24 protein-coding genes and 1 tRNA gene are annotated in these 26107 nt (G+C 71.6%); 15 read left to right on the forward strand and 10 right to left on the reverse strand.

The genetic code is table 11. From position 1 onward, the window contains the following. Positions 1-82 precede the first annotated feature (82 nt). The gene (gene dapD, locus QSK34_RS29100; RefSeq protein WP_285588629.1) at positions 83-1039 is read right to left on the reverse strand and encodes a 2,3,4,5-tetrahydropyridine-2,6-dicarboxylate N-succinyltransferase; all 957 of its coding nucleotides are present in this window, start codon (positions 1037-1039) and stop codon (positions 83-85) included. A gap of 353 nt (positions 1040-1392) precedes the next feature. Here dapD and QSK34_RS29105 point away from each other — a divergent pair, with 353 nt between their 5' ends. The 7 genes from QSK34_RS29105 to QSK34_RS37965 all read left to right on the forward strand — a co-directional run bounded on the left by QSK34_RS29105 (position 1393) and on the right by QSK34_RS37965 (position 7056). Continuing rightward, the gene (locus tag QSK34_RS29105) at positions 1393-1974 is read left to right on the forward strand and encodes an RNA polymerase sigma factor (RefSeq protein WP_285588632.1); all 582 of its coding nucleotides are present in this window, start codon (positions 1393-1395) and stop codon (positions 1972-1974) included. Continuing rightward, positions 1971-2210, forward strand: coding sequence for an anti-sigma factor family protein (locus tag QSK34_RS29110; protein ID WP_161482100.1), 240 nt, complete (start codon positions 1971-1973; stop codon positions 2208-2210). The genes QSK34_RS29105 and QSK34_RS29110 overlap by 4 nt, the downstream gene beginning before the upstream one ends. 38 nt (positions 2211-2248) lie before the next feature. Beyond that, positions 2249-3424: a glutamate-cysteine ligase family protein gene (locus QSK34_RS29115; protein ID WP_285588635.1), complete on the forward strand. Its 1176-nt coding sequence runs from the start codon at positions 2249-2251 to the stop codon at positions 3422-3424. Continuing rightward, positions 3421-4704, forward strand: coding sequence for an ergothioneine biosynthesis protein EgtB (gene egtB / locus QSK34_RS29120; RefSeq protein WP_285588637.1), 1284 nt, complete (start codon positions 3421-3423; stop codon positions 4702-4704). Before QSK34_RS29115 ends, egtB begins: the two co-directional genes overlap by 4 nt. Further along, positions 4704-5411: an ergothioneine biosynthesis protein EgtC gene (gene egtC, locus QSK34_RS29125; protein WP_285588639.1), complete on the forward strand. Its 708-nt coding sequence runs from the start codon at positions 4704-4706 to the stop codon at positions 5409-5411. The genes egtB and egtC overlap by 1 nt, the downstream gene beginning before the upstream one ends. Next, complete coding sequence (gene egtD / locus QSK34_RS29130; protein ID WP_285588641.1) at positions 5408-6358, forward strand: L-histidine N(alpha)-methyltransferase; 951 nt, start codon at positions 5408-5410, stop codon at positions 6356-6358. The genes egtC and egtD overlap by 4 nt, the downstream gene beginning before the upstream one ends. A gap of 341 nt (positions 6359-6699) precedes the next feature. Next, entirely contained in the window at positions 6700-7056 is a 357-nt protein-coding gene (locus QSK34_RS37965) for a S1 RNA-binding domain-containing protein (RefSeq protein ID WP_502875549.1), read from the forward strand. A 12-nt stretch (positions 7057-7068) separates the two neighbouring features. On the opposite strand, the gene QSK34_RS29140 is transcribed toward QSK34_RS37965, so the two are convergent. Continuing rightward, positions 7069-8736 carry a sialidase family protein gene (locus tag QSK34_RS29140; RefSeq protein ID WP_285588643.1) on the reverse strand — a complete coding sequence of 556 codons (1668 nt, stop codon included), beginning with the start codon at positions 8734-8736 and terminating at the stop codon, positions 7069-7071. Positions 8737-8892: 156 nt separating this feature from the next. Between QSK34_RS29140 and QSK34_RS29145 the strand changes: the two genes are divergently transcribed. Then, a complete protein-coding gene (locus tag QSK34_RS29145; RefSeq protein ID WP_285588645.1) occupies positions 8893-9033 on the forward strand; it encodes a hypothetical protein in 141 nt (46 codons plus the stop codon). Positions 9034-9399: 366 nt separating this feature from the next. Here the strand turns inward: QSK34_RS29145 and QSK34_RS29150 are convergent, their stop codons facing one another. Beyond that, a complete protein-coding gene (locus tag QSK34_RS29150) occupies positions 9400-10371 on the reverse strand; it encodes a pirin family protein (protein ID WP_285588647.1) in 972 nt (323 codons plus the stop codon). Between the two features lie 135 nt (positions 10372-10506). Here QSK34_RS29150 and QSK34_RS29155 point away from each other — a divergent pair, with 135 nt between their 5' ends. Then, positions 10507-11268 carry a putative hydro-lyase gene (locus QSK34_RS29155; protein ID WP_285588649.1) on the forward strand — a complete coding sequence of 254 codons (762 nt, stop codon included), beginning with the start codon at positions 10507-10509 and terminating at the stop codon, positions 11266-11268. On the opposite strand, the gene QSK34_RS29160 is transcribed toward QSK34_RS29155, so the two are convergent. Beyond that, positions 11269-12651 (reverse strand): dihydrolipoyl dehydrogenase family protein, encoded by a 1383-nt coding sequence (locus QSK34_RS29160; RefSeq protein ID WP_285588651.1) that lies wholly within the window; start codon positions 12649-12651, stop codon positions 11269-11271. 84 nt (positions 12652-12735) lie between these two features. Here QSK34_RS29160 and QSK34_RS29165 point away from each other — a divergent pair, with 84 nt between their 5' ends. Together QSK34_RS29165 and QSK34_RS29170 are read left to right on the forward strand one after the other, a co-directional pair. Further along, on the forward strand, positions 12736-13716 hold the full coding sequence (locus QSK34_RS29165) for an ATP-binding cassette domain-containing protein (RefSeq protein ID WP_161482110.1): 981 nt from the start codon (positions 12736-12738) through the stop codon (positions 13714-13716). Then, complete coding sequence (locus QSK34_RS29170; protein WP_285588655.1) at positions 13713-14564, forward strand: ABC transporter permease; 852 nt, start codon at positions 13713-13715, stop codon at positions 14562-14564. The genes QSK34_RS29165 and QSK34_RS29170 overlap by 4 nt, the downstream gene beginning before the upstream one ends. Positions 14565-14569: 5 nt before the next feature. Here QSK34_RS29170 and QSK34_RS29175 read toward each other — a convergent pair whose 3' ends face one another. Continuing rightward, positions 14570-17707: an ATP-binding protein gene (locus tag QSK34_RS29175; protein WP_285588657.1), complete on the reverse strand. Its 3138-nt coding sequence runs from the start codon at positions 17705-17707 to the stop codon at positions 14570-14572. A gap of 150 nt (positions 17708-17857) precedes the next feature. Between QSK34_RS29175 and QSK34_RS29180 the strand changes: the two genes are divergently transcribed. Beyond that, positions 17858-17931, forward strand: a tRNA-Arg gene (locus QSK34_RS29180). A gap of 9 nt (positions 17932-17940) precedes the next feature. Here QSK34_RS29180 and QSK34_RS29185 read toward each other — a convergent pair. Continuing rightward, entirely contained in the window at positions 17941-18198 is a 258-nt protein-coding gene (locus tag QSK34_RS29185) for a hypothetical protein (RefSeq protein WP_285588659.1), read from the reverse strand. A 167-nt stretch (positions 18199-18365) separates the two neighbouring features. Between QSK34_RS29185 and QSK34_RS29190 the strand changes: the two genes are divergently transcribed. From QSK34_RS29190 to QSK34_RS29200, 3 genes are read left to right on the forward strand one after another with little or no spacing between them, the layout of a single operon-like run. Beyond that, positions 18366-19151 (forward strand): phosphotransferase, encoded by a 786-nt coding sequence (locus tag QSK34_RS29190; protein WP_285588661.1) that lies wholly within the window; start codon positions 18366-18368, stop codon positions 19149-19151. A gap of 17 nt (positions 19152-19168) precedes the next feature. Next, a complete protein-coding gene (locus QSK34_RS29195) occupies positions 19169-20056 on the forward strand; it encodes a cobalamin biosynthesis protein (RefSeq protein WP_285588844.1) in 888 nt (295 codons plus the stop codon). Next, positions 20053-21513: a cobyric acid synthase gene (locus QSK34_RS29200; RefSeq protein WP_285588663.1), complete on the forward strand. Its 1461-nt coding sequence runs from the start codon at positions 20053-20055 to the stop codon at positions 21511-21513. The genes QSK34_RS29195 and QSK34_RS29200 overlap by 4 nt, the downstream gene beginning before the upstream one ends. Positions 21514-21617: 104 nt before the next feature. Here the strand turns inward: QSK34_RS29200 and QSK34_RS29205 are convergent, their stop codons facing one another. From QSK34_RS29205 to QSK34_RS29220, 4 genes are read right to left on the reverse strand one after another with little or no spacing between them, the layout of a single operon-like run. Further along, complete coding sequence (locus QSK34_RS29205) at positions 21618-22637, reverse strand: 1-acyl-sn-glycerol-3-phosphate acyltransferase (RefSeq protein WP_285588665.1); 1020 nt, start codon at positions 22635-22637, stop codon at positions 21618-21620. A gap of 18 nt (positions 22638-22655) precedes the next feature. Beyond that, positions 22656-23468, reverse strand: a complete 813-nt coding sequence (locus QSK34_RS29210; RefSeq protein WP_285588667.1) for a patatin-like phospholipase family protein — start codon at positions 23466-23468, stop codon at positions 22656-22658. 15 nt (positions 23469-23483) lie between these two features. After that, the gene (locus QSK34_RS29215) at positions 23484-24431 is read right to left on the reverse strand and encodes a quinone oxidoreductase family protein (RefSeq protein ID WP_285588669.1); all 948 of its coding nucleotides are present in this window, start codon (positions 24429-24431) and stop codon (positions 23484-23486) included. Positions 24432-24441: 10 nt separating this feature from the next. Further along, on the reverse strand, positions 24442-26046 hold the full coding sequence (locus QSK34_RS29220) for a serine/threonine-protein kinase (RefSeq protein ID WP_285588671.1): 1605 nt from the start codon (positions 26044-26046) through the stop codon (positions 24442-24444). Positions 26047-26107 lie beyond the last annotated feature (61 nt).

Below are 26107 nucleotides of genomic sequence, written 5' to 3' on the forward strand. Positions count from 1 at the left end.
ACGGGCCGGGAACGACGGCCGCGAATGACGGCTCGGAGCGGACGAGCCGAAGGGCGGCGCCGGGGAGGCGCCGCCCTTCGGGTCAGTCGTTGGCGTGGAGGGCCGCGTTGAGTTCGACCTTGCCGCCCGTGCGGGCCTTGGCGACGACCGCGCCGGTCACCGAGTCGCGCAGGAAGAGCAGGCCGTTCTGGCCTGACAGGTCTTTGGCCTTGACGACGGTGCCGTCGGGCAGGGTCACCTTGGTGCCCGCGGTCACGTAGAGGCCCGCCTCCACGACGCAGTCGTCGCCCAGGGAGATGCCGATGCCGGCCTGGGCGCCGATGAGGCAGCGCTGCCCGACCTGGATGATCTCCTTGCCGCCGCCCGACAGGGTGCCCATGATCGACGCGCCGCCGCCGACGTCGGAGCCGTCGCCCACGACGACGCCGGCCGAGATGCGGCCTTCGACCATCGAGGTGCCCAGCGTGCCGGCGTTGAAGTTGACGAAGCCCTCGTGCATGACGGTCGTGCCGGACGCCAGGTGGGCGCCGAGCCGGACCCGGTCGGCGTCGCCGACGCGCACCCCGGTCGGGAGCACGTAGTCGACCATGCGGGGGAACTTGTCGACCGAGTAGACGGTCACCGGGCCGCGGGCCCGCAGCCGGGCGCGGACGTTCTCGAAGCCCTCGACCTGGCAGGGACCGTAATTCGTCCACACGACGTTGGCCAGCAGGCCGAAGATGCCGTCGAGGTTGGCCTGGTGGGGCTGGACCAGACGGTGGGACAGCAGGTGGAGGCGCAGGTAGACGTCATAGGTGTCGGCCGGCGGGTCGGACAGCTTGCCGATCCCGACCGAGACGGCCACGACCTCGACACCCCGCTCGGGGTCTTCCCTGACCAGGCTCGCCAGGTCGCCCACCTCGACCGCGGCCAGGCGCCGGACGCCCGGCTCGCCGGGGTCGCCGAGGGCGGGGTTGGGGAACCAGACGTCGAGGACCGTGCCGTCGGGGGTGACGGTCGCGAGCCCCACTCCGTGAGCACCGGATTCGATGAAAGTCACGGTTCAAGAACCTACCGCCCCCGCCCCGGCCCAAACGACGCGGGAACCGGCCTGTGGACAACCCCGTCCCGCGATCGGATATCCACAGGTGGCCACGTCGTGTTCGCTCTCCGTTCACCCCTGTGGTCACGTTGGGTGACCGGGCCCGGAAGCGGGCCGCCATCGGGATTCACACGGCGTCAACGGGAGTTCGCATGCGTCGGTTACGTTACTTCGACACCCTGCCGAAAAGATCGCTCACAGAGGGTGATTAGGTGGACAGGGGGAGATGCCGGGCAGAGGGGACATCTCGGGCATCGGGCGTTCACTGGAGGGTCGCGGGAATGTCGGAGGGCGTCGTTAGGCTCGGTGGGGTGACCGATTTTCCGCCCGATCCGGTGATCGTGGCCGGGCTGCGAAACGGCGACGAAGAGGTCTTCGCGCTGCTCCTCGACGAGTGGTCACGGGGAATGCTCCGCCTCGCCAGGTCATACGTGTCGACGGCGGCGTCGGCTGAGGAGGTCGTCCAGGACACCTGGCTCGCCGTGATCCGGGCCGTCGGCACCTTCGAGGGCCGGTCGTCGCTGCGCACGTGGGTCTACCGCATCCTGGTGAACACGGCGCGGAGACGGGGAGAGCGGGAGAGCCGTACCATCCCTGTGAGCAGCGTCGACGGCGAGCGTCCCGACGGCGTCCCGCCCGAGAGGGCCGAGGGCGGTCCCGAGGGGGCGGCGCTGGCCGGCGAGGTCAGGGAGCTGATCGACAAGGCGGTGGGAACCCTCCCGTCCCGGCAGCGCGCCGTGATCACGCTGCGCGACATGGAGGGCTACGGCTCCGACGAGGTCTGCGAGATCCTCTCGATCTCCCCGGCCAACCAGCGGGTGCTGCTCCACCGTGCCAGGGCGGCCGTCCGCGACCACCTGGCCGCCTATTACGACGGGAAAGGAGGGCCATGAACTGCGACGAGTTCGCCGAACTCGTGACCGCCTATCTCGACGACGCGCTCGACGACTCCTCCCGTCCCCTCTTCCTCGACCACATGGCGCGGTGCTCCGGCTGCACCGGCTACTACGGCCAGTTCACCACCACGATCACCGTCCTCGGCGAGCTCCCCGCCCCCGGTCTGTCGCCGAAGACGCGATCCCACCTGCTGACGGCCTTCCGGGAAGCGAGTTCAGAAAAGCCGGAGTGAGGGTGTAACGCCGGGGCCGGTCGCGGATCTGAGTGTTCATGGCCGATGTGCTGGCATACGCGGAAGGCTGTTTCACGGGGAGCCCCGGCGATCAGGTCGGTGTCGAGCTGGAGTTCCTCGTCCACGATGTGTCCGACCCGGCGCTGACCGTCCCCATCGCGCGGACCACCGGCGCCCTCGGCGGGCTGACCCTCCCCGGCAAGAGCGTGATCACCTACGAACCCGGGGGGCAGGTCGAACTGTCCGCCCCACCGGGGCCCCTCCCGGCGGCCGTGGCCGCGCTCCAGGAAGACGTCGATCGGGTACGTTCCGCGCTCGCCGCCGCAGGCCTCACCCTCGGCCGGTCGGGGCTCGACGGCCATCGCCGCCCGCTGCGCCAGCTCCACACCCCGCGCTACGACGCCATGGCGGCCTGCCTGGGGGAGCCCTACGGGGCGCTGATGATGTGCTCGACCGCGTCGATCCAGGTCAACCTCGACTTCGGCGCCGACCCGTTCACCCGATGGCGCCGCGCCCATCTGTTCGGTCCCGCGCTGGTGGCGGCGTTCGCCAACTCGCCGGGGCCGGTGCCCTGGTTCGGGTCGTGGTTGTCGGGGCGGCAGGCCGTCTGGCTGGCCCTCGACCCGTCACGCACGGCACCCGTCGGGGCGGCACACCGGGCCGCCGGCGAATCGGGCGGCCAGGGGCATCCGGCCGCCGCCTGGGCCGACTACCTGCAGACCGCGAAGCTCATGCTCGTCAGAGAGACCGACGGGTCCTGCCGGCAGACGGCGGAAAAACATCGGTTTCGCGACTTCCGGCAGGCGGCGGGGCGGCCACCGACGCTCGACGACCTCGCCTACCACGCCACCACGCTCTTCCCGCCCGTCCGGCCACGCGGGTTCATGGAGATCCGCTACCTCGACGCCCTCGGGCCGGTCGAATGGCCGGTCGCGGTCGCCGTCTCCTACGCCCTGATCGTCGACGACGACGCGGCCGCCGCGGCGGCCGCGGACGCCTCGGCCGTGGCCGGGCAGTGGGCCGAGGCCGCCCGGTGCGGGCTCGCGGCCCCGGCCTTCCGCCAGGCGGCCGTCGCGGTCTTCCGGGCCGCCGCCGACGCGCTGCCCCGATGGGGCGCACCACCGAGCTTGATCGACCAGGTCACCGACTACGCCGTGCGGTTCGTCGAACCCGGCCGGTCCCCGGCCGCCGACCTCCTCTTGGAGACGCGATGAAGGAACAGATCGCCGCCCAGCTTCTCGCCGTGCGCGACCGATCGCTCAGCTACACCGACGCCGACGACCACCTCCTCGTCCGACAGCACTCCCCGCTGATGTCACCGCTGGTCTGGGACCTCGCCCACGTCGGCAACTACGAGGAACTGTGGGTGCTGCGCGAGGTCGGCGGCATCACGCCGCTGCGGCCCGAGATCGACGACATCTACGACGCGTTCAAGACGCCCCGCCGCGACCGTCCGTCGCTGCCGATGCTGGGCCCGGCCGAGGCCCGCAAATACATCGAGGGTGTACGCGGCCGCGTGCTCGACGTCCTCGACAAGGTCGACTTCGACGACCCCAACCCGCTCAAGTCGGGCGGCTTCGTCTTCGGGCTCGTCATCCAGCACGAACACCAACACGACGAGACCATGCTGGCCACGCTCCAGCTGTCCCGCGAGCCCGGTCTCGTCAGCGACGGCGACCTGCCCGCCGGGCGGCCGGTGTCGGGCGAGGTGTTCGTCCCGGGCGGCCCGTTCACCATGGGCACCGACGTCAACCCGTGGGCCTACGACAACGAACGCCCCGCCCACACGGTCGACCTGCCCGCGTTCTGGATCGACCGGGTGCCCGTCAGCAACGGCGACTATCTGGCCTTCGTCGAAGACGGCGGCTACCGCGACCCGCGCTGGTGGCACCCCGAGGGCTTCCGGCTCGGCCTTCAGGCGCCGCTGTTCTGGACCCGCGACGACGGCGGCAGCTGGTGGCGCACCCGCTTCGGCCGGGCCGAACTCATCCCGCCGAACGAGCCGGTCCAGCATGTGAGCTGGTACGAAGCCGACGCCTACGCCCGCTGGGCGGGCAAGCGGCTGCCGACCGAGGCCGAATGGGAGAAGGCCTGTGCCTGGGATCCCGAAGAGGGCCGGTCCCGCCGCTACCCATGGGGCGAGGAACCGCCGGCACCGGGCCTGACCAACCTCGGCCACCGCGCCGCCCGCCCGGCGCCTGTGGGCGCCTACCCGGCAGGGGCGAGCGCCTACGGCGTCGAGCAGATGATCGGCGACGTCTGGGAGTGGACGTCGTCGACGTTCCAGCCCTATCCGGGTTTCCGCGCCTTCCCCTACCGCGAATACAGCGAGGTCTTCTTCGGGCCCGACTACCGCGTGCTGCGCGGCGGTTCATGGGCCGCCGACCCGGCGGCCGTCCGCGCCACCTTCCGCAACTGGGACTATCCGCAGCGCCGCCAGATCTTCTCCGGTTTCCGCTGCGCCCGCGACGCTTCGCCGGGGGAGGCCCGCTGATGTGCCGCCACGCCGCCTGGCTCGGCGAACCGCGCCCGCTGTCGTCACTGATCCAGCAGCCCGACCACGGCCTGCTGAAACAGTCCTACGTACCGAGACGCCAACGCTGGGGCACCGTCAACGCCGATGGTTTCGGCATGGGCTGGTACGCCCACGACCGCGTCATCCGATATCGCCGATCCATCCCGATGTGGGCAGACGCCAACCTCGAAGGCCTCGCCGCCTCGGCGATCTCCGGCTGCCTGATCGCGGCGGTCCGCTCCGCCACCGTCGGCATGCCGATAGAAGAGACCGCCACCGCCCCCTTCATGGAGGGGAAGTGGCTGTTTAGCCACAACGGCCGCGTCCCCGGCGAGGCGCTGACCGGCCTGAAGGCCCACGAGGCCGAGAGCACCTGCGACTCGGCCAAGCTCGCCGCCGGGGTGTTCGCCCTCGGGCGGCTGGGCTGGAGCCTCGGCGACGCCATCGCCGAGGTCACCACGACCGCCGGAGGCGCCGACGCCGAGGCGAGGGTCAACCTCCTCGCCACCGACGGCCAGACGATCGCGGCCACCACCTGGGGCGACACGCTCTTCGTGCGCTCACTCCCTGAGGGGGTGCTGGTGGCCAGCGAGCCGCTCGACGACCGCGACGACGGATGGGTCAGCGTGCCCGACCGGACTCTCGTGATCGTCACGCCCGACGGAATCGACTGGAGGGACCTGTGAACCTGATCGACGCTGACTACCTTCGGCAGGCGCTGGAGAACGACGTCCGCGCGGGCCTCACGGCGGCGCCGAAATGGCTGCCGCCCAAGTGGTTCTACGACGCCTGCGGAAGCGAGCTCTTCACCAAGATCACACGCCTGCCCGAGTACTACCCGACCCGCCGCGAGCTGGCCATCCTCAAGGCCCACGCCCGCGAGATCGCCACGGTCAGCGGCGCCGCCACCCTGGTCGAACTGGGCTCCGGCACCTCGGAGAAGACCGAACTGCTCCTCGACGCCCTGGCCTCGGCCGGGACGCTGCGCACCTACATGCCGGTCGACGTCGACTCGGTGACCCTGAAGGCCGCGGCCGACCGCCTGTCGGAGCGCTTCGAGGTGGTCGGCGTCTGCGCCGACTTCGAGAACCACCTGTCCCAGCTCCCGCAACGCCCCGACCGCATGGTCGCCTTCCTCGGCGGCACGATCGGCAACCTGGAGCCACCGGCCCGCGAGGTCTTCTTCAAGGAACTGCGCTCGACCCTGACCGACGGGGAGACCTTCCTGCTCGGCGCCGACCTGGTGAAAGACACCTCCCGGCTGATCGCCGCCTACGACGACTCGGCCGGGGTGACGGCGGCCTTCAACCGCAACGTCCTGCGCGTGATCAACCGCCGCCTCGACGCCGACTTCGTGCCGGCCGACTTCGCCCACGTGGCGATCTACGACACCGACCACGACTGGATCGAGATGCGCCTGCGCGCGACCAAGGACATGGTCGTCCACATCAGGGCCCTCGACCTGACGGTGATGTTCGCCGAGGGCGAGGAGATGCGCACCGAGATCAGCGCCAAGTTCCGCCGGGCGGGGCTGACCCGCGAACTGGCGATGGCGGGCTTCGAGGTGGAACGGTGGTACACCGACCCCGACGGCGACTTCGCGCTGGTGCTGTCACGCGCGGTGCCGCGCTGAACCTTCAACCGCGGGCTCGTCAACGCGGCCGCCGGTATCTGTGGCCGGCCGCCGCGTGGCCCACCTGGCCTCTTGTTCCGTGGCACCGCGCTGAGCCTTTCGCGGCGGGCTCGGCAACGCTGCCCCGGCCGCCGTGTGTGGCCTATCTGGCCTTTTGTTCCGTGGTGCGGTGCTGAGCCTTTCGGGGCGGGCTCGGCTACGCTGCCCGGCCGCCGTGTGTGGCCTACCTGGCCTCTTGTTCCGTGGTGCCGTGCTGAGCCTTTCGGGGCGGGCTCGGCAACGCTGCCCGGCCGCCCGTCATCCCACGGTCGGCCGCCGCGTGGCCTCACACACCGGAAGATGTGCCTAAGCCGCCGAATTCACCTAAGCCCGAGTATGACGAATACGAGTGGTGCGCATATCGGCGAACCAGAGCCTGGCTCGGAATTTGCACAAGTCACTCGGCGGGACGGTCCGTCCCGGATCTGCGTGCCATTGTTGAGAAATTCGAGCACGGGCAGGTCTGCCGTGGAGTGGTCATCGCGATCATGCGCTTCGGCATCTTCGTGGACATCGGCGGAGTCGACGGGATGGTGTCGGCGGCGAATGCGTCGTCGTGGCGGTTCGAGGATCTCGTCCTGGTCGGGCAGGAGGTCACGGTGACCGTCCTGGACGTCGACCTCGATCGGCTACGGATATCCCTGTCGCTGACCGCGTAGGCAGGGTAGTCGTCAGGCTAGGCTCTCTGCGAGAGTCGGGGTCAGGCGGGTCCACGCGATCCGGGCCTCCGCCGTGTTCCCCCCGCGTGTTCCCGTCACCCAGTGGCTCAGCTGGGGTGTCTCGCCGCTGTCCTGGATCACCCACGTCACCCCGGTGTCGGCGCCGTCGCGGAACAGGCGGGCCACGCCCGTGCTGTCGGTCACCACCTTCCACACCGCCGGCGCCGACGGCGTGGCGAAGACGCGTTCCCAGGTGGTCGAGCCCTTCCGCATGGTCCAGACGCCTCCCTTCTGCACCGTCAGCATGAGCCGCCGTGCCCCGTTGCACACCTTCGTCCCCAGGCAGACGCCCTGGCCGGTCGCGGGGTCGAGTGCGCTGTCGTCCACGACCTGGCCCTGGAACTCCACCGTGAAGTCGCACATTTCGGCGATCGTCTTCCGCGCCGCGACCGGTTTCGCCGTCGTGGAGCGCAACCGCAGGGCGCCGTCGGGGCCGACGGTCGCGCCAGGGTCCAGGGTCCAGCGGCCGGGGGCCAGGTCCTTGGGCAAGGGGGTGTTCAGGGTCAGGCGGGCGACCTTGATCTCGATCTGGTTGTGCTCCCAGACCACGGCCAGGACGCCGGGGGAGATTTCGGCGGCGCTCGGGTAGACGTCCCAGCCGCGGGCGGTCGTCTTCGTCAGGCGGGGGCCGTCGGCGAACAGGCGGCCGGGCTGCCAGGGTTCGCCCGGGTCGGCGACCTTGTAGTGGAGGACCTCGCGGAAGCGGTCGGGGCGGGGTTCCCTGATCGGGCCGGCGAAGGTGTTGTAGAGGGCGATCTCCCGTCCGGCGGAGTCGATCATGTAGAAGGTCTTCACGTAGTAGTTCGGCAGGTCGGGGTGGAGCCGCATCGGCGCCCAGGTCAGGCCGCCGTCGGTGCTCGTGGTGGTCGCGCAGTGGGCGGCCGAGACGCGGTAGTACGGGTCGCGGTCCTCCGGCCGGGCGCGGCGGACGAGCGCCCGGGTCACCATCACCAGCGTGCCGTCCGGGCGCAGGGCGATCTGGGGTTCCTCGACGCCGATGCCGGGCGGGTTGGCGGCCAGTGCGCCGGCCTGCCACGTCTTCAGGTCGGTCGAGCGCAGCACCGCCGCCTGGGACGCCCCGGCGCCCTGACGCCAGAACGGGACCGTCCACACGTCGCCGACCTTGACCGGTTTGCCGGCCACCACGACACCCCGGGTGTTGGGCGGGACGTCGACCGTGATCGGCTGGTCGACCCAGGTCGTGCCGCCGTCGGGGGAGCGCTTCATGGTCAGGTGGACGGGGAATCCATCGACGTCGGATTCCTCGCGGTCCTCGGCGACGGTGATGCGGCCGAGAAGGGCGTACACGAAGGAACCCTCGGTGAAGAGCATCGCGTAGTGGTAGCGATGGGTGGCGGTCGCCGCCGCGAGCGTGCCCTTCTTCCAGGTGGCGCCGCCGTCGCCGGTCACGGCGAACTTGATGGCGCCCTGGTCGGTGGGGGTGCGGTCATGAAAGTCGGGTACGCCGGAACGCCAGCACACGATCCATCGGCGCGCGTCGAGGGCGACGATGTCCGGCACCCTGTTGCCCTCGCGGGCCAGTTCTCCCGCCGCGTCACGCACCACGGTCGCGTCGACGACGACCGGCCGGCCGACGCCCGCGCCCACCATTTCACTCATGGGACACCACCGAAGCGAACTGTTTGTCGGCTTTCAATAGACAGGAGATGAAATATGGGGCTTCTACCTGGTGATCAGTCGGGCGGCAAGCGCTCTGCAAGCGATGCCGAATACAACTAACTCACGAGAAACACCGCTTTATCGGGGGATATTGGCATGCGTACTACCCGGCTCACCCGGCGGCCGGCCGACCTGCTCGACGGCCCGCGCCGCGACGAGGAGTTCGACCGGACCGGCGAGTTCCGCCTCCCCATGACCGGCCTGCGGCCGCAGGGAAGTCGGCGCGTTCGCGATTGATCGTCGACGGCTCGGGAACTGGTCGGTCCCACGGTCAGTTCCCGTGCCGACGGCACGAGAACCAAACGGGAACAGGTATACCGTCCCGCCACCCGGCGGGTGGACGGGATCGTCGCGGATCTCGGCGAGTTTGGCGCACAGCTCGCCGAGATCCACCCGTTTTCCAGGCCGTTCGTGGACGTCGGCCCGTTGTCCAGGTGCTGCATCGCGCGATGGCGCGCATAGCCAAGGTTGGCCTGGTGTTCCGCCGGCCATGCCATACAGACAACGCGTCGATGGGCAAGGGCGGGAAAGCCGCCACGTCCGCCTTCAGAAACGCCGAAGGACGGCCGGGTCGGTGACCCGGCCGTCCTCTCAAGCCGCACATCAGTGGTGTCCCGCCGGGATCGTGCCCAGCCGTCCCGCCTGGAAGTCCTCGAACGCCTGCTTGAGCTCCGCCTGCGTGTTCATCACGAACGGCCCGTAGTGTGCCACCGGCTCGCCGATCGGCTTGCCGCCCAGGATGATCACTTCCAGGTTCGGCGACCGCGTGTCCTGCGTCTTGGCCGCCGCCAGGGTGATCGTCTCGGCCTGGGTCGCGCCGAAGCCCTCGTACACGGCCAGTTGTCCCATCTCGATGGGCTGGCCGTCGCTCCCCGTGGTGCCCCGGCCGGACAGCACGTACGCGAGCGCGTTGAAGTCGGACCGCCACGGGATGGACAACCGCGCCCCGGGGGTGATGCTCGCGTGAATGAGCGTGATGGGCGTGTGGGTGGCTCCGGGGCCGAGGTGCCCGGCCACGTCGCCGGCGATCACGCGCACGAGGGCGCCGCCGTCGTGGCTGCTCAGCAGGACCACATTGGATCGCCCGATGTCCTGATATTTCGGTGCGAGCATCTTCGACTTGGAAGGCAGGTTCACCCAGAGCTGGATGCCGTGGAACAGGCCGCCCTTCTGGACCAGCCACTCCGGCGGCGCCTCCTTGTGGAGCAGGCCCGAACCGGCCGTCATCCACTGCGTGTCGCCGTTGGTGATCGTGCCGCCGCCGCCGTGGGAGTCGGTGTGGTCGAAGACGCCGTCGATGATGTACGTCACCGTCTCGAAGCCCCGGTGCGGATGCCACGGGGTGCCCTTCGGCTCGCCCGGCGCGTAGTCCACCTCGCCCATCTGGTCCATCATGATGAACGGATCGAGATACTTTGGCTTGATCGTGGCCAGTGCTCTCCTGACCGGGAATCCCTCACCCTCGAAGCCCGAAGGCGCGGTGGTGACGGTCAGGACCTTGCGCTCGTGTACGGCCGCCACGGGCTCGGGCAGCCGGGGGAGGGTGAGCGGGTTGTCCACGGTTACGGCGGGCATCTGGGGCTCCTTCCTGTTTCGAGCCAGGTTCGCCGGCGCGAGCCACAACCGGCCTCCGGCCGTCCGCGTCTCGCTCTGTCGACTATGCAGCCACAACTTGGTTGAGGATTCAACTATTCCGGAGGACGTTCCCGTATGACCCCTCACGAGGCACGGAGCAGGTTCCGGGCCGGGCTGAAGACGCCCACCGCAGGGTGGTGTCCCGGGTACGCCCAGGCCAACCTGCTCGCCGTGCCCGCCGACCTCGCCTACGACATGCTGCTCTTCGCTCAGCGCAATCCCAAGCCCTGTCCGGTCCTCGACGTCGGAGATCCCGGGGCCACCAGTCTGCCGATCTTCGCGGGGGACCTGCGCACCGATCTGCCGGGTTATGTCGTGTACGAGAACGGCGCCCCCGTCGCCGAGGTGACCGACGTGACCCGGTTCTGGCGCGACGATCTGGTGCCGTTCCTGATCGGCTGCAGTTTCACGTTCGAAGACGCTCTGGTCAGGGAGGACATCCCGGTCAGGCATCTGGAGACGGGCGGGAACGTGCCCATGTATCGCACCTCGGTGCCGTGCCGCCCGGCCGGGCGGTTGTCGGGGCCGCTGGTGGTGTCGATGCGGCCCGTCCCGGCCGGGCGGGTCGCCGACGCGGTCCGCGTCTCCGCGCGCTACCCGGCGGTCCACGGAGGGCCCGTCCACATCGGAGACCCGGCGGGCCTGGGGATCGACGACCTCGACGCGCCCGACTTCGGCGATCCGGTCGAGGTCCGGCCGGGGGAGGTGCCGGTGTTCTGGGCCTGCGGGGTGACCCCGCAGGCCGCGGTGATGGCGGCCGGGATCCCGTTCGCGATCGGCCACGCGCCGGGGCACATGGCGATCACCGACGTCCGGGACTCGGCCTACCAGATGTGATCAGAGGCCGTAGGCCTCCAGCAGGCGCAGCCACACCTCGCTCACCGTCGGGAACGACGGCACGGCGTGCCAGAGCTTGTCGAGCGGCACCTCGGCGGTGATCGCGATGGTGGCGGAGTGGAGCATGTCCGCCACCGCCGGGCCCACGAACGTCATCCCGACGAGCACCTTGCGGTCTTCGTCGACCACGGCCTTCGCGCGCCCGATGTAGTTCTCGGCCGACAGGTAGGCGCCGGTGATGCCGCTCATGTCGTACTCGACGGAACGGACGTTGAGCCCTCGCTCCCGCGCCACCTGCTCGGTCAGGCCGACCGTGGCCACCTGCGGGTCGGTGAAGATGACCTGGGGCGGGCCGTAGTGGTCGCCCTGGTCGCGCATCGACGGCAGGTCGTCGGGGCGGCGGTTGGCGCGGGCGGCGATCACGTCGCCGCACAAGCGGGCCTGGTACTTGCCCATGTGGGTGAGGAGCGCGCGGCCGTTGGCGTCGCCGACCGCGTAGAGCCAGTCGTGGGCGACCGAGCGCATGCTGTCGTCGACCTCGATCGGGCGGGCGTCGGGCAGGCCGACGGTCTCCAGGCCGATGTCGGCGCCGATGGTGCGCCCGGCGGCGACCAGGATCTCGTCGGCGGTCAGCGTCGTGCCGTCGGAGAGCTGGGCCACGACCTCGCCTCCGGTCCGCTCGACGCGCTCGATCTGGGTGCCGAAGCGGATGTCGATGCCCCGGGCCGCCAGCGCGTCGGCGACCATCGTGGCGGCGAAGCCGTCGCACCGCTCGAGCACGCGGTGGCCGCGAACGACCATGGTCGTCTCGGTCGCGCCCAGGGCGTGCAGCGCTTGGGACATCTCGCACGCCACCACGCCGCCGCCCAGCACGATCAGCCGGCCCGGCACCTTCTTCACACCGGTGGCCTCGCGGTTGGTCCACGGCTTCGACTCGGCCAGCCCCGGGATCGGCGGGATGGCCGCCAGGCTGCCCGTCGCCACCACGACCGCGTGCCGCGCGGTCAGCACCCGGCCGCCGACGTCGACCTTGCGCTCCCCGGCGAGCCGCGCCCGGCCCCTGATGTACGTGGAGGGCAGCGACTCCAGCCAGCGCGCCTGGCCGTTGTCGCTGTAGTCGTTCACCGCCCAGTCACGCCGCGCCAGCACCGCCGGCACATCGATCGGCCCCACCGTCAGGCCCGGCGCCCGCTCGACCTCTCCGGCCAGGTCGACGGGGCGCAGCAGGGCCTTGCTCGGCACGCAGGCCCAGTACGAACACTCGCCCCCGGCGAGCTCGGCCTCGATCACGGCCACCGACAGGCCGCCGCGTACGGCCCGGTCGACCACGTTCTCCCCGACCGGCCCCGCGCCCATAACGATCACGTCGAAGACGTCAGCCATCTCTTCCTCCCGTTGATCTCCGATCCGACCGTATCTCGCGGGCCGCTAGATCCGATCTAGCACGCCGCCTCGCGCCCCAAGGGCATGACAGACACCGCGATCGAGACGAACGGTCTCGTCAAGGTCTTCGGCGACAACCGCGCCGTCGACGGGCTCGACCTCACGGTCCCGGCCGGCGCCGTGTTCGGCGTGCTCGGCCCCAACGGCGCCGGCAAGACCACGGCCGTCCGGATGCTGGCCACGCTGCTGCGTCCCGACGGCGGCGCGGCCCGCGTCTTCGGCCACGACGTGGTCGCCGAGGCCGACGCCGTGCGTTCCCTGGTGGGCCTCACGGGTCAGTACGCCTCCCTCGACGAGGACATGACCGGCCGCGAGAACCTCGTCCTCATCGGCCGCCTGCTCGGCTTCCGCAAACCGGCCGCCCGCGCCCGCGCCGACGAGCTGCTGGAGGCCTTCGGCCTCACGGCGGCGGCGGAGCGGCAGGTCAAGAACTACTCCGGCGGCATGCGGCGGCGCCTCGACATCTCGGCGACGCTGCTGAACACGCCCCGGCTGCTGTTCCTCGACGAACCCACGACGGGCCTCGACCCGCGCAGCCGCAACCAGGTGTGGGACATCGTCAGGGCGGTGGTCTCCTACGGCACGACGGTCCTGCTGACCACGCAGTACCTCGACGAGGCCGACCAGCTCGCCTCCCGGATCGCCGTGATCGACCACGGGAGGCTGATCGCCGAGGGCACCCCCGGCGAACTGAAGTCGTCGGTCGGCGCGGGCACCGTCCACGTGCGGCTGCGCGACCCCGGCCGGCGGGCCGACGCCGAGAAGCTCCTCTCGGCCGCCCTCGGCGCCCCCGCGACGCCCGACCCCGACCCCCGCCGGGTGGTGGTCCGGGTGCCCGGCCACGGCAGCGAACGCGGCGCGGCCGAGGACGCCGCCCGCGCGCTCTCCGAACTGGCCGCCGCCGGGATCGTCGTCGACGACTTCTCCCTCGGCCAGCCCTCCCTCGACGAGGTCTTCCTCGCCCTCACCGACCACCCCGCCACCTCTAAGGAGACCGCGGCATGACCACCACCACCGCGACCGAGACGGCCGAGCCGGTCTACGTCCCCGCCGCCGAGACCATCGGCGCGGTCCTCGACCCCCGGGAGCGCCCGGCCCGGCCGAGCGCGTTGTCGGCGTCGCTGACGTTCGGGTGGCGGGCCGTGCTCAAGATCAAGCACGTGCCCGAGCAGCTGTTCGACGTGACGGCCTTCCCGATCATGATGACGCTGATGTTCACCTACCTGTTCGGCGGCGCGCTGGCCGGGTCGACCGGGGAGTACCTGCAGTTCCTGCTGCCCGGGATCATGGTGCAGAGCGTCGTGATGACCACCATGTACAGCGGGCTGGCGGTGAACATCGACATCGCCAAGGGCGTGTTCGACCGGTTCAAGTCGCTGCCGATCTGGCGGCCCGCGGCCCTGGTGGGCAACCTGCTGGGCGACGTGCTGCGCTACGTGCTGGCCTCGCTGGTGATCACCGTGGTCGGGCTGATCCTGGGGTTCCGGCCCGGCGGCGGCGTGGTGGGCGCGGCGGCGGGCATCGGGCTGCTGGTCGTCTTCTCGTTCGCGTTCTCGTGGATCTGGACGATGTGCGGGCTCTACCTGCGCAGCGAGAAGTCGGTCATGGGGGTCAGCATGCTCGTGCTGTTCCCGCTGACCTTCCTGAGCAACATCTTCGTCGACCCGTCGACCATGCCCGGGTGGCTGCAGGCGTTCGTCGAGGTCAACCCGATCACCCGGCTGGTGGCGGCGGTCCGGTCGCTGATGTCGGGCAACCCCGACATGGGCGAGCTGACCTGGGTGTTCGTCGCCACGGCGGCGCTGCTGGCCGTCTTCGGGCCGCTGACGATGCGGGCCTACAACCGCAAGTAGCCCGTTCAGAGCCGCCAGCGGACCGGCGACCCCGGCCGGTAGCCGCAGGAGGAGCCGGTGCTGATCGACTCACGCAGATGGGAGGCGAGGGACGGATGGCGTTCGCCGAGCTTGCGCAGGGTGTCGCGGATGCGGGCGGTCACCGTCTTGCGGGCCCGCTCGGCCTCGTCGCCCAGCCGCCGGTCGCGCCCGGCCAGCCCGGCGGCGGCGCGCAGTTCGTCGAGCAGGGCCTGCCGCTCCCGGTCGAGGGCGGCGGCCCGGTCGTCGTCGCCGAGCCCGGCCGCCCGGTCGATCTCGTCGTCGAGCCGGGCCAGGTGGCGGCGGTAGCGGGCCTTGGCCTCGCCGTCGAGCACGGCGTCGCCCCCGAAACCGCGGGCCGCGACCACCTCGTGCCCCCCTTCGGGGTTGAGCAGCCGGACCGCCGGGATGTCGGTGCCCGGCGCGCCCAGGAGGAGGTGGAGGTCGCGCAGGCCCTTGGCGTCGGGCATGCGGACCACCAGGTCGTCGTAGGCCAGCTCCCAGACGTCGCCGTCGCGGCGGAACGTGGGGGTGACCCGGGCGGGCCGCGCCGGACCGGCCGCCTGAGCGGGCCGGATCTCCTCGACCTTCCGCCGGATGTGACGCATGCCCAGCTCGGCCGCCTCGGCCGCCGCCTCGTCGAGCGTCACCCGGCCGCGCAGCGGCTCGCCGGCGGCCAGCAGCGCCCGGCCGAGCTCCACCCCAGCCTCCACGACCCACGGCCGGGCCTGGAACGCCACGGCGGAGGCGCGGGCGGCGGTGAAGCGGGCGATCGCGTCGTCCCACCGGCCGCGCGAGGCGGCCAGCACGCCGAGCCAGTGGTCGACCGGCCCGGCGATGTCGCAGCCGCCGATGCTGACCAGCCAGCCGCCCGAATGAGGGCTCAGCGTCTCGGTCGCCCACGCCGTCAGCCGGGCGTCGCCCGACTCGGCCGCCGCGTGGGCCATGAACCGCAGCCCCAGCGGGGCGAAGCTGCGGGGATAGGCGCCGAGGCCGTTATCGGGCAGCACGCTCAGCGCGCCGGCCAGATCGCCGGCCTGGAGGGCGGTGATGCCCGCCAGCAGGTCGACCTGGCTGTGAGCCGTCGACCGGAGACGCTCCAGCACCGCCGGGATCTCGGCGAACCGGCCCTGGTGCAGCAGCACCGACCACAGGACGTGGTCGCTCATGAAGCCGAACATGTCGCGGCTGTCTTCGGCGATGACCTCCATCGCGCCGCGCAGGAACTCCTCGGCCTCCGCGAACCGGCCGGCCAGGGTCATGATGATCGACTGGTCGACGCGGGCGGCGAAGATCATGCGTTCGCCGCCGATCCGCAATGCGAAGGCGGTCGACTCGCTGAACTGGTCGAGATAGGCGGGATCGCCCGCCTCCAGCAGCGCCACCCAGCGCAGCGACGCGGCGAAGTGTTCGGTGTCGGGGTCGGAGGCACGCCGGGCCACCGTCTCCATCTCGCTGGTCAGCTCGATGCGCTCGGCCGCGGTGCCCAGCCCGAACAGCACGTCGTGGCGGGCCGCCAGGCCGAAGGTCAGCGCCTCGTGGTCGTCGTCCGCGCGGGCCACCGCCGCGATGTGGACGGCGAGTTCGTCGGCCATCGCGTCGGGCGTGGTCGGGTCGCCCCCGATCAGCGCCTGGTAGGCGATTTGCACGACCTCGGAGCTGCGGCCACCGGAGAAACCGCCGATCATGCGGGGCCCCTCGATCCGGTAGTAGCTGATCGCCACCCGGGCCAGCAGGTCGGCGTCGCCCGTCTGCTGGGCGAACGTCCAGGCCGATTCGAGGGTGGCGCGGGTCTCCTCCATGTCGTCGAGGTGGAACAGGCAGGAGCTCAGCTCCATCGCGATCATCGCGCGGCGGCGCGGTTCGAGGCCCTCGCTCCGGTCGGCGGCCCGCCGCAGGTGGACGATCGACTCGTCGATGGCCATGCGTCCGTGGGCCTCGCCGGCCGCTGACAGCAGCCGCTCGACCGCGACCGACGGCGGCAGCTCGCGGCCCGCCTGGTAGGCGTGGCGGGCCTGGTCGGCGGGCAGGAGGTGGGCCTTCAGCGCCGGGTCGGCATCGAGGGCCGTGATGACCCGGGCGTGCCGCCCGGCCGCACGCTCGCCGAGGGACTCGTAGAGCGTCTCCCGGACGAGGTCGTGGGCGAACCCCAGCCGCCCCTCGGTGAGCTGGACGACCAGCCGCGCGGCCACGGCCTGCGCGAGCAGCCCGTCGAGCCGGGCGGCCGGCAACCCGGCCAGCGCCGCCAGCACGTCGCGGTGGAACTCGCGCCCCAGCACCGACGCGTCGGTCAGCAGCCCGGCCACCTGCGGCGGCAGCAGCGAGACCCGTTTCTGCAGCGCGTCGCGCACCCCCGGCGCGATCGCGGTCACCGAGCCGCCGCCCTGCCAGAGACGGGTGGTCTGCTCGACGAAGAACGGGTTGCCGCCGGTCCGCCGGTGGACCTCGTCGACCAGCGCCGGTTCGGGCGCCCGCCCGGCGGTGCGGGCCATCAGCGCGCCGACCTCGTCGCGGCCCAGCCCGCTCAGGGAGATGCAGGTCGCCTTCGCCACCAGCGGCATGATCAGCGGCGCGAGCGGATGGTCGGGCGCCTCGGCCTCGACGTCGCGGTAGGTGCCGAGCAGCAGCAGCCGCTCGAACCAGGTGTGCTGCGCGGCGAACTCCAGCAGTTTCAGCGACGCCGTGTCGGCCCAGTGGAGGTCGTCGAGCACCACCACGACCGGACGGCGCTGCGCCGCCGACACCAGCGCCGTGGTCACCGCGTCGTAGAGCCGGAACCCGTCGAGCACCTCCTTGCCGCCGCCCGACCGCTCACCCAGCAGGATGGCCAGCACCTCGGCGGCCTCGGCCCCCACCGACGACCACTCGCCGGCCCGGCGCAGCGCCCGGATGACCTGCACCCACGGCCAGTAGCCGGGCGCGCCGCCCGACTGCCAGCACGACCCTCCGAGCACGAGCGCGCCGGCCCGCCTGGCCTCTTCGACCCCGCGGGTGACCAGCGTGGTCTTGCCGATCCCGGCCTCGCCGGTGACCAGCACCAGGCCGCCGTGGCTGTCGAGGGCCCGGCCGATCTCGGCCCGCAGCAGCCCCGCGGGATGGTCGCGCCCGATGAGCTGAGAGTCCATCGGAGCCTCCTGACGGGGAGATCGGCAGCGGGCGGACGGGAGAAACCGCCCCCTACCGGGAGCGGAGGAGTAGCTCCTCTACGCTATCGACCGGCGCCGACATTTTGCGTTGTGAAACCAGTACGGGGATCATGCAGAATGAGGCACTGAGCGCCCTTAGCTCAGCCGGATAGAGCAGTGGACTTCTAATCCACCGGTCGGGGGTTCGAATCCCTCAGGGCGCGCGCTTCTCCCTAGGCCGACGATTCCTCCTCCGGCTCGTCGGCCGGTTCCTCCCGGCCGAACAGCAAGGCCAGCACCTTCATGGCCCTGGCGCTGTGTTTCTCGGAGAACGTCGCCGCAGAGGCCTCGACGACCAGCAATATCGCGAGCACGGCCGCCACGCCGAGCGCGACCGCGAGAAACAGGCCGGTGGAATCCTCCGGGGCCATCGCGAATGACCCCGCGGCCGCGGCGGCGCTCGATGTGGGCACGACCCACCTGGCGTTCACGGGAGAGACATTTCGTGTCCGGGTCCCTTCGCTCAGCAGTGACTCAAAAGATCAAGCCCTTGCTTGCCGCGAGCCTACCCGACGGTAGTCACGCTCCGTAGCAGGTCGTCGCCGGTTTTTCCAGTGCCTCGTGTCACGGGGGCGGATTCCGGCTACCCTCAAGCCGCATGTTCGTTGTGTCGCGGGCCGACGAAGTCCCGCTGTCCGGCGGCGACGTCACCGAGGGTGTGGTCCGGGTCGGTGACACGGTCCGCCGTCCCCTGAAGGCCACCTCGCCCGCCGTCCACACCCTGCTGCGTCATCTGGAGGCCGTCGGGTTCGACGGCGCGCCCCGTGTGCTGGGCATCGACGAGCTGGGCCGGGAGGTGCTGACCTTCGTGCCGGGCGACGTGCCGGGGCGGCCCTTTCCGGCCGGTGAGGACGTGCTCGCCGAACTCGCCCGCTTGCAGCGGCGCTACCACGACGCGGTGGCCGGGTTCCGGCCGAGGCCCGGCGCGGTCTGGGAGACCGGGTCGGCCGACGACGCCGAGCCCGAGGTCGTGGGGCACTGTGACGTCACGCCCGAGAACGTCGTCTTCCGCGACGGGCTGCCGGTGGCGCTGATCGACTTCGACATCGCGCGGCCGGTGTCCCGGTTGTTCGACGTGGTGACCACGTTGCGTCACTGGGCGCCGATCGCCGATCCGGTCGACCGCGACCACGCCGATCTCGACGCCGGGCGGCGCATCCGGGTGTTCGCCGACGCCTACGGGCTGAGCGCCGCCGAGCGGCTGCGGCTGCTGCCCACCGCGCGGTTGCGGCTCGATCGCTCGTACGTCGCCATGAAGCACAAGGCCGAGACCGAGGGCGGCGGGTGGGCGGTCATGTGGGAGTCGGGCATCGGGCAGCGTATCCGGCGGGCTGCCGCGTGGCTTGATGCGAATGAGGATGATCTGCACCGTTTCCTCCAATAGGAGAGAATGCGTGGGTGATGGGGGAGGAAGCGCGGGGAATCGCGCTCGGGGTGGCTTTGGATGCTTTGGTCGGCGATCCCCGGCGGGGTCACCCGGTGGCGCTGTTCGGGACCGCCGCGACCGCGCTGGAACGGCGGGTCTACCGCGACTCGCGTACCCGAGGACTGATCTTCACCGCGGTGTGCGTCGGCTCGGTGACCGCGCTGGGCGCCCTGCTCCCCAGGAAGACGGCGATCACGGCCGCCGCCACGTGGGCGGTGCTCGGCGGCACGACGCTCGCGCGTGAGGGCGCGGCCATGGCGCGGCACCTGGCCGACGACGACCTCGACGCCGCCCGCCGCCGGTTACCGCACCTGTGCGGCCGCGATCCGAGCAACCTGGGCGAACCCGAACTGGCCCGCGCGACCGTCGAGTCGCTCGCCGAGAACACCTCCGACGCCGTCGTCGCGCCGCTCTTCTGGGGCGCGGTCGCGGGTGTGCCCGGCCTGCTGGCCTACCGGGCGATCAACACGCTCGACGCCATGGTCGGCCACCGTTCGCCCCGCTACGAGCGGTTCGGCTGGGCGGCGGCCCGCCTCGACGACGCCGCCAACTACGTTCCGGCGCGTCTCACGGCGTTGCTCGCCGCGCTCTGTTCCGGCCGCCTCCGGCCCACGCTCAGAGCCGTCTTCCGGTACGGCTCCCGCCACCCCAGCCCCAATTCCGGCCAGTGCGAAGCGGCCTTCGCCGGAGCCCTGAACGTCACCCTGGGCGGCGTCAACGACTACGGCGGCCGCCTCGAACACCGCCCCGAGCTCGGCGACGGCCCCCGGCCCGCGAAGCGGGACATCTCCCGGGCGGTGACGCTGGCCAGGCGGGTGGCCTGGGCGGCGGCGGCCCTGGCGGTGCTGGCGAGGCGGCGATGAAGGGCGCGCTGCTGGTCGCCGGGACCACCTCCGACGCCGGGAAGAGCGTCGTCACCGCGGGCATCTGCCGGTGGCTGGCCCGCCAGGGGGTGCGGGTCGCGCCGTTCAAGGCGCAGAACATGTCGCTCAACTCCTTCGTCACCGCCGACGGCGCCGAGATCGGGCGCGCGCAGGCCACCCAGGCCGCGGCCTGCGGAATCGAGCCGACGGCCGACATGAACCCGGTCCTGCTCAAGCCGGGCAGCGACCGCCGCAGCCAGGTCGTGGTGAAGGGCCGGCCGCTCGCCGACGTCGACGCGCTGACGTACCCGAACCTGAAGCGGCACCTCAAGGCGGTCGCGCTGGAGTCGCTGGCCCGGTTGCGGGCCGAGTACGACGTCGTGGTGTGCGAGGGCGCGGGCAGCCCGGCGGAGATCAACCTGCGCGCGAACGACATCGCCAACATGGGCCTGGCACGGGCGGCCGGCCTGCCGGTGGTCGTCGTGGGCGACATCGACCGGGGCGGGGTGTTCGCCCACCTCTACGGCACCCTGGCGCTGCTGGAGCCCGAGGACCAGGCGCTCGTCTCGGGGTTCGTGATCAACAAGTTCCGGGGCGCGGTCGAACTGCTCGAACCGGGGCTCGACATGCTGCGCGGGCTCACCCATCGCGAGGTCTACGGGGTGCTGCCCTGGCTCGACGGGTTGTGGATGGACGTCGAGGACTCCCTCGCGCTCGACAACCGGCCGGAGACCGGCGACGGCCACATCGACGTCGTCGTGGTGCGTTATCCGCGCATCTCCAACTTCACCGACGTCGACGCCCTCGCCGCCGAACCCGGGGTGAACGTCAGGTTCGTCACCTCGCCCCGCGAGATCGCCACGGCCGACCTGGTCGTGCTGCCCGGCTCGCGGGCCACGGTGAGCGACCTCGCCTGGCTCAGGGAACGCGGCATCGCCGACGCCCTGCTCAGCAGACGCGGCCCGGTCGTCGGGATCTGTGGCGGCTACCAGATGCTCGCCGAGACCATCCACGACGACGTCGAATCCCGGCAGGGCACCGTGCCCGGATTGGGCCTCCTCCCGGCCACAGTCCGGTTCGTACCGGAAAAAGTGCTGGCCAGGCCGACAGGTGAGGCATACGGTCACCGCGTGGCCGCGTATGAGATCCACCACGGCGTCGTCACCCCCGCCCCGGGTGCCGAACCGTTCCTCGACGGGTGCCGCCGTGGCGACGTCTGGGGCACGACCTGGCACGGGGCCTTCGAGAACGACGGGTTCCGCCGGGCCTTCCTGGCCGAGATCGGCCTGCCGGTCGAGAGCGCCGTCGACTTCGCCGGGCTGCGCGAGCGGCGCCTCGACGCCATCGGCGACCTGATCGAGCGCCACCTCGACACCGGCGCCCTCGTCGACCTGATCACGAAAGGACCGCGACCCGGAAAGGCCGTCATCCCGCCGGGCGGCCCCCGATGGGCCTGATCGCGGTCACCGCCGCCTTCGCCGTCGTGGGCCTGGCGACGGGGATCGCCCTGCTGGCGACGGTCCGGCGGCACCACCGCCGCCGGCCGCCCCGCCCGTGACCGCTACGAGGCCTTCTGGGCGCTGATCCAGTTGTCGATGGCCGTCCACTGGTCGAAGAGCCAGGAGATCTGGGCCTCGCGTTCCCTCGGCACGTCCTCGGCCGCCCAGCGCCACCACTTCGCCGTGATGCGGGCCTCCTCGGGCAGGTGCCGCCACACGTCGCCGAGGGTGATCAGGTCGTCGAGGCCGGTGTGCGCGACGAAGATCACGTCAGCCTCCGGGCAGGCGGTCATCGCGGCGATGGCCCCGTTGGGCCGGGGCGGCAGCAGGTGGGCGAGGCGTTCGGCACGGGCCGCCTCGGCGCGCAGGCCGCGTTCGCGCAGCCGCCTTATGGCGCGGAAACGGCGGCCCGGGGTGAAGTTGCCGCCCTCCGGGAAGATCACGAGGGCGTCGTCGGCGTCCATGTCGGAGGCCAGGCGGGAGATCTCCGCCACGATCCCGCTCTCGGCGATCTTCTTGGGCACGAACGCGTTGGGCAGCCGGTTGATCACCACGTCGACCGACGGGTCGAACTGCAGGGCCGCCTTCATCACGATGCGCGGACGCCGCTGGTAGCGGGCCAGCAGGTGGTAGACGAGCAGGAACGAGTCGCCGGGACCGGCGTGCCGCGACAGGACGATGATCGGCCGGGTCAGCCGGCGGGCGGCCTCCTCACCGGTCAGCGCGGGCTCGTCTATGGCGACCGACAACCGGAAGATGGCCACCGCCGCGCCGTAGACGTTGGTCAGCAGCCAGCGGATCAGGGCGTAGTGGCGTTCCTGGTGGGCGGCCTCGCTCAGGCGTCCCCCGAACCCCGACGCCACCCACAACTCCAGGCTGGCGATCAGCGCCGCCGACTCCAGCGCCAGCCACACCACGGCGAACACCACCAGCCGCATGCCCCGGCGGCGCGGCGGCGGCAGGCGCAGGCCGACGATGAAGCCGAAGACGAGCCACACCGGCAGGGTGACGATGACGGCGACGGTCAGCACGATCACCAGCGGCGCGAAGACCAGCCGCCGGACGATCCGGGGAGGGAGCATGACCGGGCCTCCTTCAGCTCATAGTTCTGCCAGGTAGGCGGCGGAGGCCTCATAGGCGCGGCCCGCGTGGCGGGCGATCCGGGAGGCGTCACGGTAGCGGAGGTCGGACAGGCCCGGACGGCCGCCGAAGGCGGCCGGCATCACGTGGACCTCGATGTCGTCGGACAACGAGGCCATCTCCTCGGCGAAACGGTGGCGGCGGGCGATCTCGAAGGCGACCAGGCCGACCTCCCACGGTTTCGCGGGAGGTTCGAGCGGCCGCTCGATCCGGCCGACGTGCAGGACGAAGATGCGGGTCGCCCCCAGGGCCACCGCGCGGCCGACCGGGATGCTGTGCACCAGCCCCCCGTCGACGAAGTGCTCACCGCCGATGCGCACGGGCGGCAGCAACCCCGGCACCGCGCACGAGGCGAGCACCGCGTCGGCGAGCGGGCCCTCGGTGAACCAGTGGGCGCGCGCCTTCTGGATCGACGCGGCGACGCACTGGAAGGGCACCTCCAGCTCCTCGAACGTGTCGGGCAGATGGCCCCCCAGCAGGCGGCGCAGCGGGTCGATCGGGTGGAGGTGGGTGCCGGTCCGGGCCAGGGTGGACAGGCGGGTCATCCACGAACCGGCGAACGCGGTCCGCACGATGTGGGTGCTCCACAACTCGCTGAGCCGGTCGACGGCGTCGGCGGGGTTGGCGGCCAGCACGACACCGTTCAGCGCCCCCACCGAGGTGCCGACGATCAGGTCGGGCTTGATCCCGGCCTCGGCGAGGGCACGCAGCATGCCGACCTCGTGGGCGCCGAGCACCCCGCCGCCACCGAGCACGAACGCCGTCTGGTTCACGTCTTCCAACCTAGGTCAGGGGATGAGGAGCAACTTCCCGGTCGTCCGGCGGCCTTCCAGGTCGTCGTGGGCCCGGCGGGCCTCGGCCAGGGGGTAGCGGCCGTAGACCGCCACGTCGAGCGAGCCGTCGGCGACCCAGCCCAGCACGTCGCCGGCCCGTTCGAGCAGCTCGGCGCGGGTGATCACGTAGTGGCCCAGGGTCGGGCGGGTGAGGAACAACGAGCCGGCCGCGTTCAGGCGCTGGGGGTCGAACGGCGGGACCGGGCCGCTGGCGGCGCCGTAGAGGGCCAGCAGGCCCCGGGGGCGCAGGGCCGCCAGGGAGTCTTCGAAGGTGGCGGCGCCGACGCCGTCGTACACGACATGACATCGTTTGCGGACGTTCGCGGCCACGTCGTCGTAGCGGAGCACCTCGTCGGCGCCGGCCCCGCGGGCGAGCTTCTCCTTGGCGCCGGAGGAGACGGTGGCGATCACGTGGGCGCCCCGCATCTTGGCCATCTGGGTGAGCAGCAGGCCCATGCCGCCGGCGGCGGCGTGGATCAGCACGACGTCGCCTTCGCGCACGTCGTGGGTCGAGCGGGTCAGGTAGTGGGCCGTCATGCCCTGGAGCAGCACCGCCGCCGCCAGGTCGAGGCCGAGCGCGTCGGGGACGGGCACCAGCCGGTCGGCCGGGACGATCTGCTTCTCGGCGTAACTGCCGACGACGTTGGCCCAGGCCACCCGGTCGCCCACGGCCACCTGGGTGACGCCGGGGCCGGTGGCGCAGACCGTGCCGGCGCCCTCGGAGCCGGGGACGAACGGGGTGGGGAGGGGGTAGCGGCCCTCGCGGTAGTAGACGTCGATGAAGTTGACGCCGCTCGCGGCGACCTCGACCAGCGCCTCGCCCTCCCCGGGCACGGGGTCGGGCACCTCCGCGTGGTCGAGAGCCGATGAACCGCCTGGCGTGGTGACGATGATCGCTCGCATGGGGCCTGTCCTACCCGTCCAGTTGTCCTCTGAGCACGAAGTTGTCGAAGGCCAGCCGCACCGACGACTCCCCGTCCGGCTGGACCCGGCCCAGGACGCCGACGTCGCCGGTGGGCAGGCCGTTGGTGTCGGTGGCCGACAACACCGGGTTGCCGTTCACCCACATCTGCAGCGCGACCGACTTGCCGTCGCCGGGCTCGCAGGAGACGTACAGATTGAGCTTGTCGGTCAGTCCCTCGACGGCGCCGCTGGCGACGATCCCGCCGGAGCCCCCGGCGACGCGGCGGATGCGGGCCTCGCCGGAGCTGGTCAGCAGGAACTCGTAGCGGTTGTCCTTGTAGTTGTCCTTGGACGCGCGGCAGAAGAGGCCGTATTCGCCGCTGCCGACCAGGTCGGCGGTCTGGATGTCGGCGCCGATGAGCAGGTTCGCCGGGGTGACCGGGGTCGGCGAGGGGCCGGGGGTCGGCTCCTGCTCGGCGACGAACGGGATCGGCGCGGGGGTCACGTTCTCGGGGTTCTCGGAGTTCAGGTCGACCGCGTAGGTGCCCTGCGGGGTGTAGCCGTAGCCGTAACCCGACTCGGGGTCGTAGGTGCCGGGCCAGTCGCCGTTGGTGGTGAAGTCCTCCTGGTAGAGGGTGGCCAGGTTCACCGGCGGGCCGCCCGGCCCGGCCAGGGCGCGCACCCCGATGACGCCGGCCGTCACCGCGACCGCCGCCGCGATCGCGACCCCGGCGACCAGGCGGCTGCGGTTGACCGGGCGGCGGCGCAGCGGCGCGCTCTGCTTCCAGGTCTGGGCCACCGTGTGCTGGGCGATCTCCGGGGTGACCCGGCCGACCATGTTGTCGAGAAGCTGCTGCGCGGACGGGCGGTTGGCCGGGTCCTTGTCGAGCGCGGCCCGCACGAGCTGGCGCATCTGCGGTTCCAGGTTGTCGAGCACCGGCTCGGAGTTGAGCACCTGGAAGATCACGGCGGGCAGCGCCTCGCCGTTGAACGGGGCCCGCCCGCTGGCCGCGAACGCCACCAGGCAGCCCCACGAGAACACGTCGCACGCGGGCGAGATCGCCTCGCCGCGCAGCACCTCGGGCGCCATGTAACGGGGGGTGCCGACGAGCTCGCCGGTGTGGGTGACCCCGCCGAACGTGTCGAGCGCGCGGGCGATGCCGAAGTCGATCACGCGGGGGCCGACGGGGGACAGCAGCACGTTGGAGGGCTTGAGGTCGCGGTGGACGATGCCGGCGGCGTGGATGGCGGTGAGGGCGGTGGCCACGCCGACCGCCAGGGCCTCCAGGCTCGACCCGGTCAGCGGGCCCGACGTCTCCACGGCCTGTTCGAGGTTGGGGCCCTCGACGTATTCGGTGACGACGTAGAGCTGCTCGCCGTCGAGGTCGGCGGCGAGCACGGCGGCGGTGCAGAAGCGGCGTACCCGCTGGGCCGACTCGGCCTCGCGGCGGAACCTCACCCGGAAGTTCTCGTTCTGGCTGTACTCGGTGTTGATCACCTTCACGGCGACCTTCCGGCCCGATTCGTCCTGGCCGAGGTAGACGGTGCCCATGCCGCCCCGGCCGAGACGGCCGGTGATGCGATAGGGCCCTATCTGCTGAGGTTCGTTCGCCACGACGACCAACCGTACAGAAACCAGCGGAAATGAACTACGTCATACCCTGACGTTCGAACTT

The organism is Herbidospora sp. NBRC 101105 (genome assembly GCF_030269205.1).
Classification (GTDB): Bacteria; Actinomycetota; Actinomycetes; order Streptosporangiales; family Streptosporangiaceae; genus Herbidospora; species Herbidospora solisilvae.

Coding starts and splice junctions, on each gene's coding strand:
- QSK34_RS29110 (WP_161482100.1), top strand. CDS start 1,971: ATGAACTGCGACGAGTTCGCCGAACTCGTGACCGCCTATCTCGACGAC.
- QSK34_RS29115 (WP_285588635.1), top strand. CDS start 2,249: ATGGCCGATGTGCTGGCATACGCGGAAGGCTGTTTCACGGGGAGCCCC.
- egtB (WP_285588637.1), top strand. CDS start 3,421: ATGAAGGAACAGATCGCCGCCCAGCTTCTCGCCGTGCGCGACCGATCG.
- egtC (WP_285588639.1), top strand. CDS start 4,704: ATGTGCCGCCACGCCGCCTGGCTCGGCGAACCGCGCCCGCTGTCGTCA.
- QSK34_RS29140 (WP_285588643.1), bottom strand. CDS start 8,736: ATGAGTGAAATGGTGGGCGCGGGCGTCGGCCGGCCGGTCGTCGTCGAC.
- QSK34_RS29145 (WP_285588645.1), top strand. CDS start 8,893: ATGCGTACTACCCGGCTCACCCGGCGGCCGGCCGACCTGCTCGACGGC.
- QSK34_RS29150 (WP_285588647.1), bottom strand. CDS start 10,371: ATGCCCGCCGTAACCGTGGACAACCCGCTCACCCTCCCCCGGCTGCCC.
- QSK34_RS29155 (WP_285588649.1), top strand. CDS start 10,507: ATGACCCCTCACGAGGCACGGAGCAGGTTCCGGGCCGGGCTGAAGACG.
- QSK34_RS29160 (WP_285588651.1), bottom strand. CDS start 12,651: ATGGCTGACGTCTTCGACGTGATCGTTATGGGCGCGGGGCCGGTCGGG.
- QSK34_RS29165 (WP_161482110.1), top strand. CDS start 12,736: ATGACAGACACCGCGATCGAGACGAACGGTCTCGTCAAGGTCTTCGGC.
- QSK34_RS29170 (WP_285588655.1), top strand. CDS start 13,713: ATGACCACCACCACCGCGACCGAGACGGCCGAGCCGGTCTACGTCCCC.
- QSK34_RS29175 (WP_285588657.1), bottom strand. CDS start 17,707: ATGGACTCTCAGCTCATCGGGCGCGACCATCCCGCGGGGCTGCTGCGG.
- QSK34_RS29190 (WP_285588661.1), top strand. CDS start 18,366: ATGTTCGTTGTGTCGCGGGCCGACGAAGTCCCGCTGTCCGGCGGCGAC.
- QSK34_RS29195 (WP_285588844.1), top strand. CDS start 19,169: ATGGGGGAGGAAGCGCGGGGAATCGCGCTCGGGGTGGCTTTGGATGCT.
- QSK34_RS29200 (WP_285588663.1), top strand. CDS start 20,053: ATGAAGGGCGCGCTGCTGGTCGCCGGGACCACCTCCGACGCCGGGAAG.
- QSK34_RS29205 (WP_285588665.1), bottom strand. CDS start 22,637: ATGCTCCCTCCCCGGATCGTCCGGCGGCTGGTCTTCGCGCCGCTGGTG.
- QSK34_RS29215 (WP_285588669.1), bottom strand. CDS start 24,431: ATGCGAGCGATCATCGTCACCACGCCAGGCGGTTCATCGGCTCTCGAC.